Raw genomic sequence first — 16,438 nt, 5'->3', positions numbered from 1 at the left:
CACAAGAAGTTCTGAGGAAGTCGAGGGATGTACATGAGCAAATTAGGCTTGTATAGTAGTGGGGGCTGTGACCCTAAGTTTAAAAATATGCTTTTAAATGTAGTAAACCCACAGCACCCTAATCACCCTTCTAAGGAAGGTAGCCCCAACCAACCCAGGAAAACTAGGTTGCCAGGCTACCAGAATCCTTTGTTGGGAGACGAGGGTAATGGAGAAATAGGACGTTGGAGCAAGGTTGACAAAAAGGCTTTAAGGAACATAGTAGATCAAATGATAGAGCACTTTACGCATAATAGAGATTGGTATAAAGACGTAAGGTGCAGAGAAGCTTTGTGGAATATGTACCGCAGACTTATGTGGTGGGTGCGGCAGAACACCGAACCTTTAGATAGTCAATACTCACAGGCATTAAGTTTTATTAAGGATTGTATATTGAAGATACTAGATACAGGTGAAAAGCCTTATGTCATATATTTCGCTGATTTTAGTAACTCCATAGACAATAGCTTTACGTATAATGGTAACTGGTTTAGTGAGTATAACTCTCTGACAGGTAAGAGCAGGGAGGGCCAAACACTATCTCTTTCTAAGCAAGTAACGTACAATGATGCTGGCTTGGTTGTATTCAACATGGCGGCTGATTTAAACGGTGGTATTGTCAAGCTACTTCTGGACGGTGAGGTTATCTGGAGACACGCAGATCGTGTTGGTACAGAAGGACAGTGGTATGTGCGGAATAAGTCTGGTGATCTAAAACCTTTTGTAGACGTTAAGCATGGGATACATGACACGGGCACCGTGGGGGCTCTAGTAGACAGGTACTATTATTACCAGACAGGTCCCAATCAGTGGAAAGTTGTGTTTGTGTCAGCTTTTCATACAACGCCATCTAAGTGGCAGAATATCAACCAGATAACGAAGTCTCATGATGGTAAGTGGACAGAAGCATTTATAGACGAGCTAGGCCAGCACTATCCCCTATCAGTGTATACGGATGTAGAGTTATTGGAGGTAATTGATAGTGTTTATCGTGAGGGCGGCGAGGAATCAGGTCTATGGGAAGATAAGACAGCAGACCTGTACTTTAGTGATAGTACTGTAAACGTACCTGCAGGTACACATACTTTCCAGTGGGTAGTTGAGGGGGCGAAAGGTAGTAGTACAGTTAGATTTAAAAGTATACAGTTTACAGGGCTAGGCATAGAGGTAGAAAAAGACTTCATACCAAAGTGTCCGTTACCTTATAATCATCATTTTAGTGCTGACTATGTTAACTACTTTAATGGTGTAGATGCAGAAGTACCCTTATTCTCAACCAAGGGACAAAGTACTACTACAGACCTTATGGATATGCTGAGATCTGTGTCATCTAAGGAGAATATCGAATGGGATTTAGTTAATTCCGTGGACGGCGGGGCTGGAAACGAGAATATACTTAAACTTCCTTTAAATAGGTTACCTGAAACACTATCTTCCAAGCTTACATTTAATTGGAGGCTGAAAAAGAAGGGATACATTTCATTTAAGTACTTGATAGAAGGTGGTAATCAAAGTTACCTATCCTTGTACATTAATGAGAATCAGGTGGGCGGCCCGTGGTTCGACACAAATGGGTGGCAGGAAGCTAAATTTAACATGAGTGAAGGACAAACCTATAAGTTTGATATGATGGTAAGTAAACTAGCTTCTATGGGCGTGGGCTTAGATGCAGTATTTATTAAAGATATAGAAGTGGTGGAGACAGTTGGCTATGCTGATGATCCTATGCCACAAGACTATGACAAGCATGGTGAAATGATAGAAGGTAAGTGGAAGGTATACGCAAAAGATAGCTCACTAAGCACTTTCTACAGGGGTTTTACTGATGGCAACAATGATAATTCTAGAGAATTAGAGGTAGAGCTGCAGAGTGAGTGTGACGGTATTTTCTCCTTTGGTTATGAGTTAGGTGTGAACGAACCCGATAGGGAGTGTATTGGTGGCTTACTGTTTAATGAGGATTTCATGTTAAGCACTACACCCAGACGATGGGAGGCTGACACATATGGTGATATACATGTAATTATTACACCTGAGTATGGTGATGGGTGGCGGGTGCTAAGCAAATCTTACGCTACACCAGAGGATAATGCTACTATAACGTATAACATAGAGTCGCTAGGTATGAACAGGTTGTCCGTGGCGGGGGAGGTGGAGATAATATGTCCTTCTCGCATACCTTATGATTATAGCACAGAGTTAAAAAATATCGTGCCAAGCGGTGTAGAGCTTAGTGGTTTATGGAGTTTCGATGGGTCTTTGGTTTTAGATATACCTTCCGCTAGTTACCCTGTAGCTGATTATGGTTACGGCATGTTCATCCTAGCCGCGCCCAGTAATGCTTACTTATACTTTGACACTAGTAATCAGTTGAACGAGGACGAGTTTGTTGATGTTTACTCGAATGGCGATTTTGTGGAAAGATTCTATGGAGGCGAGGGCGATAGGAGTCTAGTACCAGTACACTTACACGATGACACTACCTTAGTTGAGTTCGTGGCAGGCTCAGTTGATACCAGTGGCAGTATACAGTCACCTGTTCAGTTTTATAGTAGTCTGTATGTGGATGGAGATCATGGTAACTACCTACCAACAGAGATGGATAAAGTAAGCAACATTTTTAATTACGCGTCAGACAACCTAGGTCTAAGGCAGTCTTACAGCCAGAAATTGGTGGGCGGGGAACGTGGTTTAGATTTACTGTTAAATACTGGGAAGCTAACCTCAAAAACCACTTGGGTATCATCAGGTGATATTCTTGGTGAGTTTACAGTAAGACTAATGCCAGGTGACGACTTCAGGTTTTACCTTCCATTTAATACTATACCTTATATAGATAGTGACACCCTTACTGAGATAGACGAGGTACTAGCTACCGAAGTTGTATTATTGGAGTACTTCAATGATCAGATGGAGAGTAACGCTTTGAATAACATAGAGCACTTTACCTTTGACTCAAGTGTAACGCTAGACTTCTCCTATGCTGAACAATATGCTTGGGAGTGGGTAGATATATTTCAGTTTTTTGGCACTGGCGGATCAGGTGACGGAGTTGTAATAGTTGATGGTGTCAGCAAGTCACAGTTATTCGATAAAGACTTCATACGTCACACGATGAAAGTAGATTTGCCCAGCACTCCACCCAGTGGATACGTGGATAGGCTATCTTTTGAGTATGGTGCTAGATTTCAGTATGGCGATCAGTTAAATGTCTATGCTTACTTTGGCGGGGGGGCAAGACAGTTGTTGTTCAGTACCAAAGAGAGCGAATTTTCTATGTCAGGTAAAAAAGTTAAGAATCTAGATGTACCTAGTGGTACGTCTAATGTCGTATTTGAATATTTACAGTTAGGTGGTGGTAGTTAAATGGCTCGTTATCCTACTATCAAGGAAGTAATGGACGCAGGAATTATAGAGTATAAGAAGGCTGATGGTAGTACAGTGACACGAGGTCAGGTTGCAGGCACACACAAGATAGTGAGGCAACCATCTTCTTACGGAAGCAATAACGGTTCAAGTAGCACAAGTTCTACGCAGGGTAACGCATGGACAGGTAGGAGCAGTAACGTGGTCACGCCTAGAGACTCTGCTAACGGTATTGTACAGTCAATAGACCATATGAGTTGGCAAGAGTCCAGAACACATGTTAGAAGTATTGTAGATAAAATACATGGACTGGATTGGGTTGGAGATAACAGTGTAGTGTTTACTGATTCACAGGGTAGGCAATATCTAATGTTTTTACGTGACCCTAAAACGTTGCAATACTTCTATTCACTAATTTATGAGGGTAATGATGCATCAGTACTCTCCCACGCATCTAAGGTATACGCTACATTTAATAAAACATACCCAACACTTACAAAGCTCCTAAGTGAGGTGACTGCTGGGGATTTAAGTGACGCAGGAATATACCTCAGTGATGGCAGTAATGGTTCGCAGAACATTGAGATAAAGGATGGGTTGGTTCACATTCCGCTATCTGGAGGGTCTGTCGCACACGTTCCTTATTACAGAGCATTTAATGTTACAACTAAGTTTGACTATGATAGCGAGGCTGGCCGAATATATAACCCTGTGAGTAAGAGTACTGTTGACTATGGCGGGGACTTCGTATACTACGACGGAGTATCTCACCACGCTTATCATGATGGCGCAGTAGTTTACAGGGATATCGCCTCGTCTAGTTATGGCCCCATAAGCTACAGTGAGTTTCTGTCCGTCTATAGCGGTTATGGCTACAACTACGGTCAGCAAAAAATTAATGGTGGGGGGTATATAACCTTTGACTCAACCTCCACACCACACAGAGATAATGATATTGCATATAAAGCAATAGACATATGGACCATAGACTCTCATAGGTTCGACTTGGATATTGATTATAACACATATCTGAGGCAGTTAGGTGACTCTTTTGGGCGGGGAATATTTAAAGTACATCTTGTAAAATATGATGGCCTGGACTGGAAAATAGTAGACACAATTATAGATGTAAACGGAAATATAGGTTGTGTCTCTGTCAACCCTAGTACATTATGTGACCCCGGCAAGATAAGCAAGTCTTATAATAATATGCAGGCGGGGGAGTACGGGTTGGTTTTGGAGCTTGAAGATACCTACGAAGATATGAACAAGGACGCAAATGGTATAAATTTTTATGGCTCTGTCAAGTACAGCTTAAATATACTAGGCACAGCACAGCAAACAGCGAAGGATAATACACAAGTATTAGTAAAGGTAATAGACCTTAGTACTAATAATGTAATAAGTGAAAATACCTACGGAGAGGTAATGGGGCAGCATATAAACTTTACTGTGCCTACTGATAAGACTTACAGAGTTGTATACTATCTGATGAAGGATTTTGGTACTGCGGGCGGGATAAAGGATAAGGGGGGCGGGTTCACATTAAGTGGATTAACTCTCACAGAACAATTACAAGAAGTCCCTATAACAGATATACCTGCTGACTATAAGGGGGCGGAGTTCAAGGTAGCTGACCTAGCTGACTTTCTAAAAACCCCTAGTCCCGACACGTTTAAAGCACAGGACAATGTTCAAGTAGGTAGATGGTTGTGGTTAGATGCTATTAAGGTAGAGAGACACAAAGAAGGTACACTAGGCGATCACTTACAGGACGGCATGTGCTATCCAGATGGTATAAGACTATTTTTAGATAATGTGAGCTCAAGTAGCTCTGGTGCAAACAGTTATTTTAAGAATAGGCATGATGATATACTCTTTGACGGCGGTAGGATAGAACTGGATGTTACTAATCCTTTCGATGATCCTGTGGAGTTAACATTCTCTTACCACACTGAAAACATTATGAACGAGTGTGAGGGTATGCCTCTTTTCGAGTTCTTTAATGGCATGTTCTGGATAGACGGATATGACTACGAAAAGGTGAAAGAGTACAAGGATTCAAGATTTGAGGCAATTAATTTTAGGTTATATGAGTATGAGCCAATATATGGTGGGGGCTGTAGTGGAAGTAACATAACTGTAGATGTAGACGGTATGACGGAGACGTATACAGACGAGGGAGTATATGAGTTTCATTTTGATGGCTTACCTGATAGCTTTGAAGTATCCATCTCTACAGAACAAAAAGGCGAGGTATTAAATGGTATTGACTTCAGGACGTTGTTCGTTATAAACAATTTTGTCGTAGAAGGTTGCTACGAGCTAGTTGCTAGTCCGTTCTCAAGTAAGTTAGACTTTTATATTAATGGCGCACTTAAGAATAGTTTAGAGCACGAGAAAAGCGGCGAGGTAGCACATCCGGTCAATAAAGGCTTAAATAAATACAGATGGGTTTTTCAGAATGATAATGATGATTACACATGGGACTATGCAAAAATTAACTGGTTGCGCTTAACTAATTGGGTATGTGATGATGTAATGGTTACACCTTACTGCGAACCAAAGGGCGGGGATAAGTGTGTAGAAGCCCTAATAGGATGTCTTTTAGACTTACTACCAGCCGAAGGTTGTGCAATAGTACGGCATGTGGATATAGATACTGGTCAAGTTTTACTGAGACAAGAATTTAAAGATCTTAAAGAAGGTAATCGTACATTTGAAGCTATTACAATAAACCACTACGAGTTGCGGGACGATGCTTCAAAAAGTATGTATGTGCCAAAAGATGATGTTTGTGCCGAAGTTGAGTTTAAGTATAAGCGTACTACCATTAAAGATCCAGTACTCGATTGTATAGAAGTACAGCATATTGATGTAACAACAAGCCAGCTTCTGGAAACGGAGTATCTGTTTAATCTTATGCCCGGAGTTTATACAGTAAGCAAAAAAGAATATGATGGTTACAAATTTGTGGGGGCGGAAGAGTCATATAACGTAAACATTGTACTGCTAGAGGAAGAGTCTGACAAGTGTCAGATATTTACCTTTGAGTACGAGCCAGTTATTGAAGGTTGTTCTATAGGTAAGAAGATTTGGCTGTTTACCTAAGCAAGTTTGTACCTATACTAAAGGTAGGTAGGTGGTTAGTGTGGCGATAGTGACAAAACTAAAGTCGGGTTTTATATATCAATCGGATTTTTCGAGTTCTCTAGGTGACCAATGGGAGGCTTCTCCCAATGTCCCTAGTAGGTACTATACGGATGGCACCCGTCTTCATCTTGAGGGCGGGGGTACACCACTATATCTGTTCTTTAATCAGTTAACAGAAGAAAAACGCTTTGTGATGGATGTAAAGAATACCTATAACCCCACTCAGGCGGGTGAGATAGGTGGCATAGTGATATACTCGGATGCGAACAATTTCATTGCTCTAGAAGAATATTTTGACGTAGATAAAGGTATTGCCAACACCTACCCATGGCTAAGGTTAGTAAGGGACTATAATGTCTACACAGGCTACTGGTCGAAGGATGGTAAGACATGGCAACTAGTGGGTACCCAAAATTTCGGTGAGGTTTCTCCCAAGATTGGATTATTCGTAGATGGTAGTACTGAACACTTGTTGGTGGACTACGTAAGGATATTCAGAAGTGTGAACGTGTATATAGAGAACCCACCAGCAGGTACTAAGCTAAAACTACTTGACGAAGATGGTAACGAGGTAACAGAAAAAACTAATTCAGCTCACTACCCCACAGCTTTTGATTTGTCGTTATTAGGAATACCTGTCACAGGTAAATTTAAGTGGGAGGGTAACTCAATACTACAGGACGAGAGTAACAGAGAATTGTGGGGCGGGGATGAGTTTAGGTTTCAGTTAAGCCTTGATTTATATTACACAGACAAGGACGGTGTTTACAAAAGGGTAGATGCTAACGAAGAGGAGTTTCTTGGGTATCTGAACTCAGTGGCAGGTTCAGGCACTACTGAGTTCAGGGATATAGCTATGACAGTTAAAAATCCACACAGTGCTATTTTTAATAGCGTAAGTATAGAACCTTCTATGCATAAAGACACAGACCATTATAATCAGTTCGTTTCTGTTTCAGTAGACGGTAGTAATTTTAGCAACATCGCAGCATTAGGCAGCATACCTGCTTTAGGAGAAAAGAGCTTTTACCTTAGAGTTAGAAGGGCAACTGAGTTAGAGTCAGCAGTTCCAGAGTTTTACTTTGGGCTTAATATAGTTTCAGGATCGGTAGGTTGATAATATGTCAGTGAGATTTAACAGGGCGGGTGAAACCGCCACAAATGATCATAACGATCTTATTAATAAGGGACAGAGAACACATGCTGTTATAGACAGTTATCTAACTGAGATAGATGAGGCTAGGGGCGACAAGGCTAGTTTAGCCGAAAAATTATCAATAAAAAAGACAGCAGTTTTCTATATTAAGCAGATTACGCAAGAGAATCATACAGTGTCACTGTATATTCCCTATAAGGGTACATTAAAGACTATGTATGTCAGCTTCCCTAAGCCTTTTGACATCGACTTGGTTGTGGTGTTATTAAAGGGTGGCGGGACGTTGGAGACTATTACAGTACCTGTGGGAGCTACTTTTGCTCAGGCAAGTCTAACAGGTAGCTTAGATTTTGAATCATTACAGGTAAACGCAAATGGTAGTCTTGGTTCTGCTGATATTAGTATTTGTGTGGATTTTATGCTTGACTAAATTTAGAAAAGGGGTGTTATATATGAGTGCACCAGTTGTTTCATGGAGGCTAGGTGATAATTCAGATGCTATTTCACTATGGCAGATAGGCACATTAAACGCAGGTCAGCAAAGTGCCGAACAGGAGATATTGATTTGGAATAACTTCCAAGGTGCTGAAGACGTAGCACATATGCAAGATTGTAAATTTACTACTACTGATGGTGCCGCCGACACGATGGATGTGGTTGCGAACAAGTGGGTCTATACAAGGGTAGATTCGTTAAATGAGAGCACATTTACTCAGGTTGGGGGCGCAACTAAACATGTTATAGGTGCTGCCGGGGCGGCAGAAGGTACTATACAAGGAACTGCGAATACTGGAGTTTTAGCAAACACAGTAAACTTTGCCAAACTTACGAACTACTTTCAGTCTGACTTGCATGGTGTGTCCGCAGGGTTAAGGCAGTTCAAGCTTCGTGTAGAGTATTTTTACGTGTAAGGGGGGCGGGGAGGATGTTTAGAGATTGTCCCAATTTCTCCCCTGTATCTCAAGACTATGTGTGGCTAGCAGAATATTATAAGGGCGGTCTAGCCGAGTTTGACTTTGAGACTATAAGGGAGAATAGCTTTTACGATATAGAGAAGGAAAAATTAGTAAGATTCGGTTTAGTAGGAAGAAAGAAGAAGATGTGGTTTGAGTGTTCAAGAGGTACTTTCAATATACTAGGTAAGCGTGTTGATATAAGGTATAGGACTAAAGATAATATCTACGAGTTAACTAACCAAAACATGTACCAAAGAGACATTATTACCTACAAAAGAGCCTACTCAGAGACTAATGTGGGCGGGCGAAAGAAGAAGGGAAAGTTTTTAAATGGCATTATAAGTTATAGTTTTGGCTATAAGTCTGAAATGGTTATTGGTGAAACAACTTTTAACTTTAAGCCTATTGTTACCCTGCCACATGGTAGAGATAATGAGTATATACTTACTGTGCATCTAGTATCTGACAGGGATTTGAACGGGTGTCTAGAGTTTGTTAACGGCGACAGAGTTTTAGATTCTTTTGAAGCTCCTCTCATAGCTAATGTGGGCGGGGAATTGAATTGGGAGGTAAAAATATGAGTGAACACAATTTAAATCAAGTAGCTCCTTGGGGGCAGTTAGCTAGGTGTGTAGTTAATCCAGATCATTCCGTAGCGTACTTTTTAGATGCCGATAACAGTAACTTGAAGTCAGACGGCACTGAAGTAGACTGGGAGGAAGTTGAAACACTGAGTCAGAACGCCATGGTTCAGATTCCCAAAGCATATTCTGTTAAGAAGTATGATGCGGATGGTAATATATTCCATTTTGGTGTGTCCGGTGACCCGCAGGCTACTGACTACGTCGGGGCGGACGAGTGGGAGATAGACCATGCTTTTTTTAGGGACAGAAGTGTACACGTGGACGCTGCGGGTACACCCGTGGAGGTAGACCACAGATATATAGGTGCATTTCTTGGCTGGATTGACCCGCAGGGTAAGCTGCGGAGCCTACCAAACAAGACACCACGAGGGAGTATTACCATACAGGCTGTACGGGATGCTGCTAAAGCAATGGGGCTAGGGTGGACACAGCTAGACTATTACCTATGGCGTTTTATCCAAATGCTTTATATAACTGAATATGGCCACCCAGACTCTCAGAGTCAAATAGGCTTAGGGTATACTAGTGGTGCGGCATCGGTTAGTACAGGTGGTACACTGGAAAGAGGCAACAACACCTACGGATCTACCGCAGATGCTGTTCAGGTGTCTTACAGGGGCATTGAAGATATCTACGGTAATCTGGCTGTAATGCTGGATGGATGCCGTTCCCCTAATGGTCCTTTGGACGTGTCTAATGTTTATTTTAATAATGGTGGTACAGGGTATGAAAGGATATCAGCATCGCTTTCCATGAATCTAGGTAACATAAGAACAATACGTACTGAGCCTAAAAGTGGATTTATTCCACGCACATCTGGGTTAACCAATACTACTGGCGGTTTGTACGACAGTGGCCGCAATTATAGTGATGGCTATGGCCATGTTTACTTCTATTTCGTTGGTGGGGCGTATAGTTCAGGTATGGGTGCGGGCGTGTTTCGAACGTTATCAAGTCGCCTTGATTTGTATACCTCCGCAGAAGTAGGTTGTAGGCTGTGCTTGTAGGGGGAGGATGATATCGTATGGGACAATCTATAGTTAGGTGGTTGGCATACCCAGATACTTGGGATTTTACGGACAATATAGAACCAGATGCACAGAACCCACACGTGTCGGGCAACGGCTATGCAACGTCTGTGTGGGATGTATCTCCTGATACGTGGGCACACCATTATGAAATATACAGCACTCCACCGTCCATTAGTGCTGCTGGATTCTCGCGCACTAACATATGGGACACGGATGCATCAAATGTTGTGCTGACTTGTGAAGTAACTAGTGACGGTGGTATAGGTATAAACTACGCATTAATAGTTAACGGTGTCGACATAACTTCAGGTGATACACAGTCCACACCAGCAGACTTAAGTCTGCAAATATCTACAGAGAATCTTACATTGACAGATAATACAGTGTTGTTGACAGTAACGGATGCCAACGGACTCACTAATACTTTTTCCTATAGTATTATAAAAGAGGATAGGGATACTTTTACGTTTCAAAGAAGGTTTCAACATGACTTATCCCCCACTACCACAGGAGATGTAATACTCGACCACGGAGAAGGTTTTACCTTTGAAGGTGAAGGGGCGGGGGAAGTCAGCCTACAAGTTCCCACAGAAGGCAAAGCTAAAATACAGTCTATAGAAGTAGAGGCCAGTGAAGATAAAGAAGAAGAGATAGAGATAGCAGAAGATATGATTTTCAAATATGCCGTGGGGGAAGGTAGAGTGCATGAATATCAATTAGACTTAAATAGATTTAAAGATATACTGAGTATATCGTCAAATCTAAAGCAAGGAGGAGATTAACAGTTGAGTGAAAATAATATTGGTGCTGTTGTGAACAACGGCAGTTACAATACTGGAGTCACAATCCCAGAATCCTTTATTACGGATAGTCTAGCAGGAAAGACAGAAATGACTATCCAAGCTGCTTGTATAGTCAGTGCAGGTGGTGTACATGACGGTAATCATTTTTATATATTTCAGTCACGCATCGGTGGTAGTAACACCAAATTCAATTTTTACGTAGACGTGAGTACAAAACTTCTAGCTTTTGGTGGAAGATTGATGACTACTGATTCTCTGGTGATTGCTACTGCACTCATTCCGAATTTTCAGCTAGGTCAAGTTTATATCTTTACAGCAGCAGTAAATACCGAAACAAACAAAGTAAGACTATTTAGCAATGATGAGTTTTTAGGTGAAGGATCACCTTTTGTAAGAAGCGGTGTGATTTCGTCAGCTAGTGGTACTTATCCGCCAAGGTTCCTAAGTAATACTGTATCTACAACACACTACGCTAGTAAGGGATTAATAAACGATGTTAGATTTTGGGATAGGGCATTAACTGATGAGGAGGTAGCACACTATCATAACAGATATTTAAAAGGCAACGAAGAAGGACTTGTTGGACTTTATAGATTTGATGAGGAAAGTGGGACTACAGTAATAAATTCAGCTAATGTGAACTATAACGGAACTCTTCAAAATATAGCTATGCGAACAGATGCCATCTATAGTTTAAACATGTTTAAATATTTAGTGAAATCGACCAGTAACATATACACCTATCCAGCTAACGAATGGATAAATACGGAACTTCAAGAACCACTAACGCAAGCCAACTTTGAAGAATATGGCATGGATAGCTTAGCTAGCATAGTCACCCCAACCACCAAAGCAGTAAAAACTATGGAATATGACAGGGATGAGGGGGAGGGTAAGGTATATACTAGAAAGATTGCACCAGATAAATGGCAAAATGAAATACAAAGTATGACAGTTAAATAATAGTTTGATTTTATTAGAGAGGAAGTGACATAAATGAGTTTAATCGGACAGCAATTATTACAACCAGAGAATGGTTGGGAAAGATACGATGATACAAATAGTTATATTGAATATACAGGTACTGGATGGGGTATACACTATAACTCTGCTTACTACAATGGGACTCTTCATTATATACCCACCAATCCAATAGATACTGATGTGACCGCAAGATTTAAGTTTAAGGGTACTGATTTAAGATTTATAGCTTCTGTACACACTGAGTATACTACAGATCTAACATGTACAATAGATGGTGTAGAGTACCCATCATTTTCAGTCAATAGTGGAACCTCACATCAAAAACTAATGTTTGAAGTAACAGGATTGGTTAGTAAAATTCACGAAGCGGTCTTCAAAGCAAAAAACGACCTAAGAAGATGGTCATTTGATGCTATTGATATTAATGAAGATGGTGAATTAGTAGATATTGATGCTTATAATACAAAACACCTCATAAAATCTTCAAATAAAATTCACACTTTATTAGACAATGCATTAACATACCCTAACCTATCAACTCCTACACAAGAGCAATTTGAACAGTGGGGAATGGATGCTCTAGAAGGGTATGAAAAAGAAGTTAGTAAAGTTGCTATTGAAATGAATGAAGCAGGGGTTTTAGAAGATGGTAGAGTTGTTAGGAAGACCATAAATAAGAATGAGTGGAAAATAAACGGGATGGGGGTGAGATAAATGGCTAATTTATTCAGAATTGTTCCTAAAATGACAGGATACACACAAGACGGTTTTTCTGTAAACACTAATTCGCAACTTAATGAAACCCATGCTATATGGAAGCTATTTGACAGAGAGCCCCCTACAAACTTTGAAAACTCTTGGTTTAGTGGGAATAATGCTCCCATAAATACAACGATAACTGTAACAATGCCTAAAAAATATTGTGTTAAAGAATACAAGCTACAGGCAGATAGTTTAGCAGGGTCTTTTAAGTATACAACTTCCATGCCGAGAGGATGGATTTTACAAGGTAGTAACAATAATGAAACTTGGACTGATTTACACTCTGTTTCAAGTGAGCCAACGTGGAGCAGTTCAGAAATTAGAGAGTATCAAGTAGATAGTTTAAATGCGTATTCATTTTACAGGCTTTATCTTACTGAAAAGGGCGTAGACCCTAATAATGGAAGATATATCATAGCAGAGTTTGAGATATGGGGTATAGACACATATAAGCACCTAATAAAATCCTCTAATAAAATCCATCTATTATCCGAAGGTGAATGGGTTGAAACTGCTCTATTAGAACCACTAACAAAATTAGATTTTGAAACATATGGTATGGATACTTTAAATGGTATCACTGATGAAAAACTTCAAGAACTTGAAGGTGAAGAAATTGAAGTAATAGCTTGGACCGATAGGGAAGGTGAAAAACCTAAATTCTTAGTGATAGAAACAGACCCATTCTCTCCAATGGAAAGGTTAAACCAAGAAGAGGAATTTGAAATAATAGTTTGGACTGATGCTGAGGAAGAAAAACCTGCTAGTGTTAATTCAGCAGAAGAAATGGTGGATGAAGGTAAATTATTTAAAGCCACTTTAGAAGACTTTATTAAAGTGACAGGAGTAGAGGTTAATTAATCTTTACTCAAAATTAAAAATTAAATAAAGGAGAGAATGAGTAAAAATCAAAAATATGGCTTGAAAGAAGCAGGAAAATTCATCTTCTTTTTTAATGACGATGATAAGGTTGTTTTAAATACAGTTAAAAATCAAATTTAAGAGTAAAGGGGTTAATAATTTAGCTGTAAGAGGATTTAAGGGAATTGCTGATGTACAAGGTGAGTATATAATGAGAGACTCTGAAACTTTTCAGATGAGAAAGTTATTTATAATTACACAGGATGTATAATTCATAGGTATGATATTGAGGAAAGTTCGTTAGACGGAACGTATAGAGTACCTATTGTATTAAATGTTAAGAGTGTGAAAGAAGCGAAATAATAGAAATGTTTTAATTGAAGTAATATGCTAAAAAAGGACGGTGAAATAAGTGGCAGAAATACATGTTGATGGATTAAATGGTGACGATTTATCTGATGGGTCTTCACTTAATCCTTTAAAAACATTAGACAAAGCTTTAGACATTGCTATAGACAATGACGTGATTAATTTAAAGCCCAACTCTATTTATACAATTCCTACAATGAGTAAGTTTGAGTCTAAGATATTAACTCTAAAAAGTGAATCTGAAATCAGTTTGGCAATAGTAGACTTTGAGGGAAAAAGTTGCAATGTAGCGGGAAATGGAAAGATATTATATAAACTAGAAATTAGAAATATTGGTGTTTGGAATAGTTATTCTGGGAATATTGCTATTAGTGTGGATTACTGTAGACTTATTGGAACTTTTGATACAAGTTCGTGGTGGACTAATAGTGCTTTACAAAGAATAAATAATAGCGTATTAATGAATTTCAGAAACATCACGGCTACTGGCTGTAGCGTAAACTTACAACACGCAGGAGGAACTGAAATACCATTTTATAATAATGCTTTTATCAACTGTGTAGGGATACGCAGTGGAAATGGGAGTTCTATGTTATATAATTGTATTGTGAGTAGTGGAACAAGGTTCCATGGTGTTGATAAAGGCAATACCATTACAAGTGATAATGAATTTGATATCATTGACGATATTTTATATGGTGTAAATTTACCTTTTCTGGTTTTACTTATTCTGATTAAATCATTGGATAAAATCTACACTTTCTCTGATAGTAATTGGGTAGAAAAAACAATTCAAGAACCTTTAACTAAAGAAGATTTTGAAGAGAATGGGATGGATGATTTATCCATAATTCCTCAAGAAAAGTGGGCAGAATTACAAAAGCCAGTGGAAATTTACACTTGGACGGATAATGAAGATGTTATAGAAAGTAAAATTAGTTATACTTATATTCATTTTGAAAACTCCAAATTAGAATTAACTGTACCTGAATATAAGCCAATTTACTCGTTAGCCTCGCCTACAATACTGACGTGGACGAATAGTGAAGAAGATTTACAGCTAGAGCAAAGGGTATTAGCAGAGACTTATACAAGGTACTTGCTGTCAAAAGATAATACTACATGGTATGGCTATGACGGTGCCGAGTGGGTAGCGGATAGAGAAATGACTAAAGCTGAACTAGAAGCTTTAACATCTATAGAGTTTAAAGAGCTGTTCGGCAATAAGATATACGGGGAGAGTATGTATGTCAGAGCTATACTCTCCAGTCAAAATCCTAACGAGCCTCCTGTAGTAAGAAATATGACGATTACTTTTAAACCTAACGTCGCCCCACTTATCGTTGACCCTACTATAAATCCTGATACCGTCCACAACGAGTACGCTACGGTTACAAGTACGATCGAGGACTTGGAAGGTGACACAGTACAGTACAGGGTTTTGATACAAAAGGCGGGGGAAAGTTATGAAGAAGTAGATACTTGGACCAGTATAGCTAGTGGAAATAGTTTTACCAGAGCATATAACTACCCTTATTTTAATCCCGGTCAGAACAGTATAAAGGTAGAGGCTAGGGATCAGCGTGGCGAGATATCTGAGTGGGTGGGCAACCTAGTTTTATCAAATGAAGACCCTACACTAGTGTACACCTACACAGAATTTAGTGTAAACGGTACAATAGGAGATGCGGACGGAGATGATGTAACCTATAGGGTGTCTATTAATGGAGTACTAAAATTTGACTATATTCCTTTTGCCCCCTCCCCAAGAAGCTTTAGCTATCTATGGGATAGCGACGACTTAAATAAAGGAGTAATGAACGACATCAAACTGGAAATAAAGGATACTCATGGAGGGTACTACACAGAGACATTCCAAGTGTTGGGTACCTATAAAGGGTTAATGTTTAAAGATGAGAATGGCAGTTATTTCACAGATGGCAAAGGAGACTTACTTGAGTGGTTAGACTTCGGTACTATAGTAGGTGGGCAGACTACACCAGCTAAGAAGGTGACACTAGAAAATAAAAATGGTTTTGCTGTAGATAGTGTGGAGATTTCCGCCAAGGATGTTTTCGACACAGCGTTCCCATCTACTGGGGTTACGCCCGAGCTAATACCAGACGTTGCAGTAGAGTTTAGTGAAAATGAAATGCCTTTTACCCCATTGCACCTGTTACAGCTTACAGACGTAATGGCTCATAACGATACTAAAGACTTATACGTACGAATAGCGACAAGTAAACATGCCCGGAGGGGCGGGGAGTTCAAGATAACATCAAAAGCAGAACCTGTATAAGCTCAATACAATGAG

At 39.8% G+C, this 16,438-nt stretch carries 12 protein-coding genes; all 12 read left to right on the top strand.

Annotation, left to right across the window (positions count from 1 at the left end):
* The first annotated feature begins 27 nt into the window (after positions 1-27).
* The 12 genes from CHB72_RS07785 to CHB72_RS07730 all read left to right on the top strand — a co-directional run bounded on the left by CHB72_RS07785 (position 28) and on the right by CHB72_RS07730 (position 16,423).
* Entirely contained in the window at positions 28-3,405 is a 3,378-nt protein-coding gene (locus tag CHB72_RS07785; protein ID WP_089282322.1) for a hypothetical protein, read from the top strand.
* Between the two features lie 201 nt (positions 3,406-3,606).
* Positions 3,607-6,516, top strand: a complete 2,910-nt coding sequence (locus CHB72_RS07780) for a hypothetical protein (RefSeq protein WP_141131354.1) — start codon at positions 3,607-3,609, stop codon at positions 6,514-6,516.
* 40 nt (positions 6,517-6,556) lie between these two features.
* Positions 6,557-7,675 (top strand): DUF1349 domain-containing protein, encoded by a 1,119-nt coding sequence (locus CHB72_RS07775; protein WP_089282320.1) that lies wholly within the window; start codon positions 6,557-6,559, stop codon positions 7,673-7,675.
* Positions 7,676-7,679: 4 nt separating this feature from the next.
* On the top strand, positions 7,680-8,144 hold the full coding sequence (locus CHB72_RS07770; RefSeq protein WP_089282319.1) for a hypothetical protein: 465 nt from the start codon (positions 7,680-7,682) through the stop codon (positions 8,142-8,144).
* A complete protein-coding gene (locus CHB72_RS07765; RefSeq protein WP_141131352.1) occupies positions 8,122-8,625 on the top strand; it encodes a hypothetical protein in 504 nt (167 codons plus the stop codon). The genes CHB72_RS07770 and CHB72_RS07765 overlap by 23 nt, the downstream gene beginning before the upstream one ends.
* 14 nt (positions 8,626-8,639) lie before the next feature.
* Positions 8,640-9,251 carry a hypothetical protein gene (locus tag CHB72_RS07760; RefSeq protein WP_089282317.1) on the top strand — a complete coding sequence of 204 codons (612 nt, stop codon included), beginning with the start codon at positions 8,640-8,642 and terminating at the stop codon, positions 9,249-9,251.
* A 320-nt stretch (positions 9,252-9,571) separates the two neighbouring features.
* A complete protein-coding gene (locus CHB72_RS07755; RefSeq protein WP_141131350.1) occupies positions 9,572-10,321 on the top strand; it encodes a hypothetical protein in 750 nt (249 codons plus the stop codon).
* A gap of 17 nt (positions 10,322-10,338) precedes the next feature.
* Positions 10,339-11,127: a hypothetical protein gene (locus tag CHB72_RS07750; RefSeq protein ID WP_089282315.1), complete on the top strand. Its 789-nt coding sequence runs from the start codon at positions 10,339-10,341 to the stop codon at positions 11,125-11,127.
* Positions 11,128-11,130: 3 nt separating this feature from the next.
* Positions 11,131-12,111, top strand: coding sequence for a LamG domain-containing protein (locus CHB72_RS07745; RefSeq protein ID WP_089282314.1), 981 nt, complete (start codon positions 11,131-11,133; stop codon positions 12,109-12,111).
* Positions 12,112-12,144: 33 nt separating this feature from the next.
* The gene (locus CHB72_RS07740; protein WP_089282313.1) at positions 12,145-12,846 is read left to right on the top strand and encodes a hypothetical protein; all 702 of its coding nucleotides are present in this window, start codon (positions 12,145-12,147) and stop codon (positions 12,844-12,846) included.
* Positions 12,847-13,755 (top strand): hypothetical protein, encoded by a 909-nt coding sequence (locus CHB72_RS07735; protein WP_089282312.1) that lies wholly within the window; start codon positions 12,847-12,849, stop codon positions 13,753-13,755.
* A 412-nt stretch (positions 13,756-14,167) separates the two neighbouring features.
* Positions 14,168-16,423, top strand: coding sequence for a hypothetical protein (locus CHB72_RS07730; RefSeq protein ID WP_089282311.1), 2,256 nt, complete (start codon positions 14,168-14,170; stop codon positions 16,421-16,423).
* Positions 16,424-16,438 lie beyond the last annotated feature (15 nt).

This window comes from Anaerovirgula multivorans (assembly GCF_900188145.1).
Taxonomy (GTDB): domain Bacteria; phylum Bacillota; class Clostridia; order Peptostreptococcales; family Natronincolaceae; genus Anaerovirgula; species Anaerovirgula multivorans.
This window is presented reverse-complemented; position numbering and strand designations above follow the sequence as displayed.

Bases quoted from the DNA above. Each gene is read 5' to 3' on its own strand.
- CHB72_RS07785 (WP_089282322.1), top strand. From the start codon at position 28: ATGTACATGAGCAAATTAGGCTTGTATAGTAGTGGGGGCTGTGACCCT.
- CHB72_RS07770 (WP_089282319.1), top strand. From the start codon at position 7,680: ATGTCAGTGAGATTTAACAGGGCGGGTGAAACCGCCACAAATGATCAT.
- CHB72_RS07760 (WP_089282317.1), top strand. From the start codon at position 8,640: ATGTTTAGAGATTGTCCCAATTTCTCCCCTGTATCTCAAGACTATGTG.
- CHB72_RS07750 (WP_089282315.1), top strand. From the start codon at position 10,339: ATGGGACAATCTATAGTTAGGTGGTTGGCATACCCAGATACTTGGGAT.
- CHB72_RS07740 (WP_089282313.1), top strand. From the start codon at position 12,145: ATGAGTTTAATCGGACAGCAATTATTACAACCAGAGAATGGTTGGGAA.
- CHB72_RS07735 (WP_089282312.1), top strand. From the start codon at position 12,847: ATGGCTAATTTATTCAGAATTGTTCCTAAAATGACAGGATACACACAA.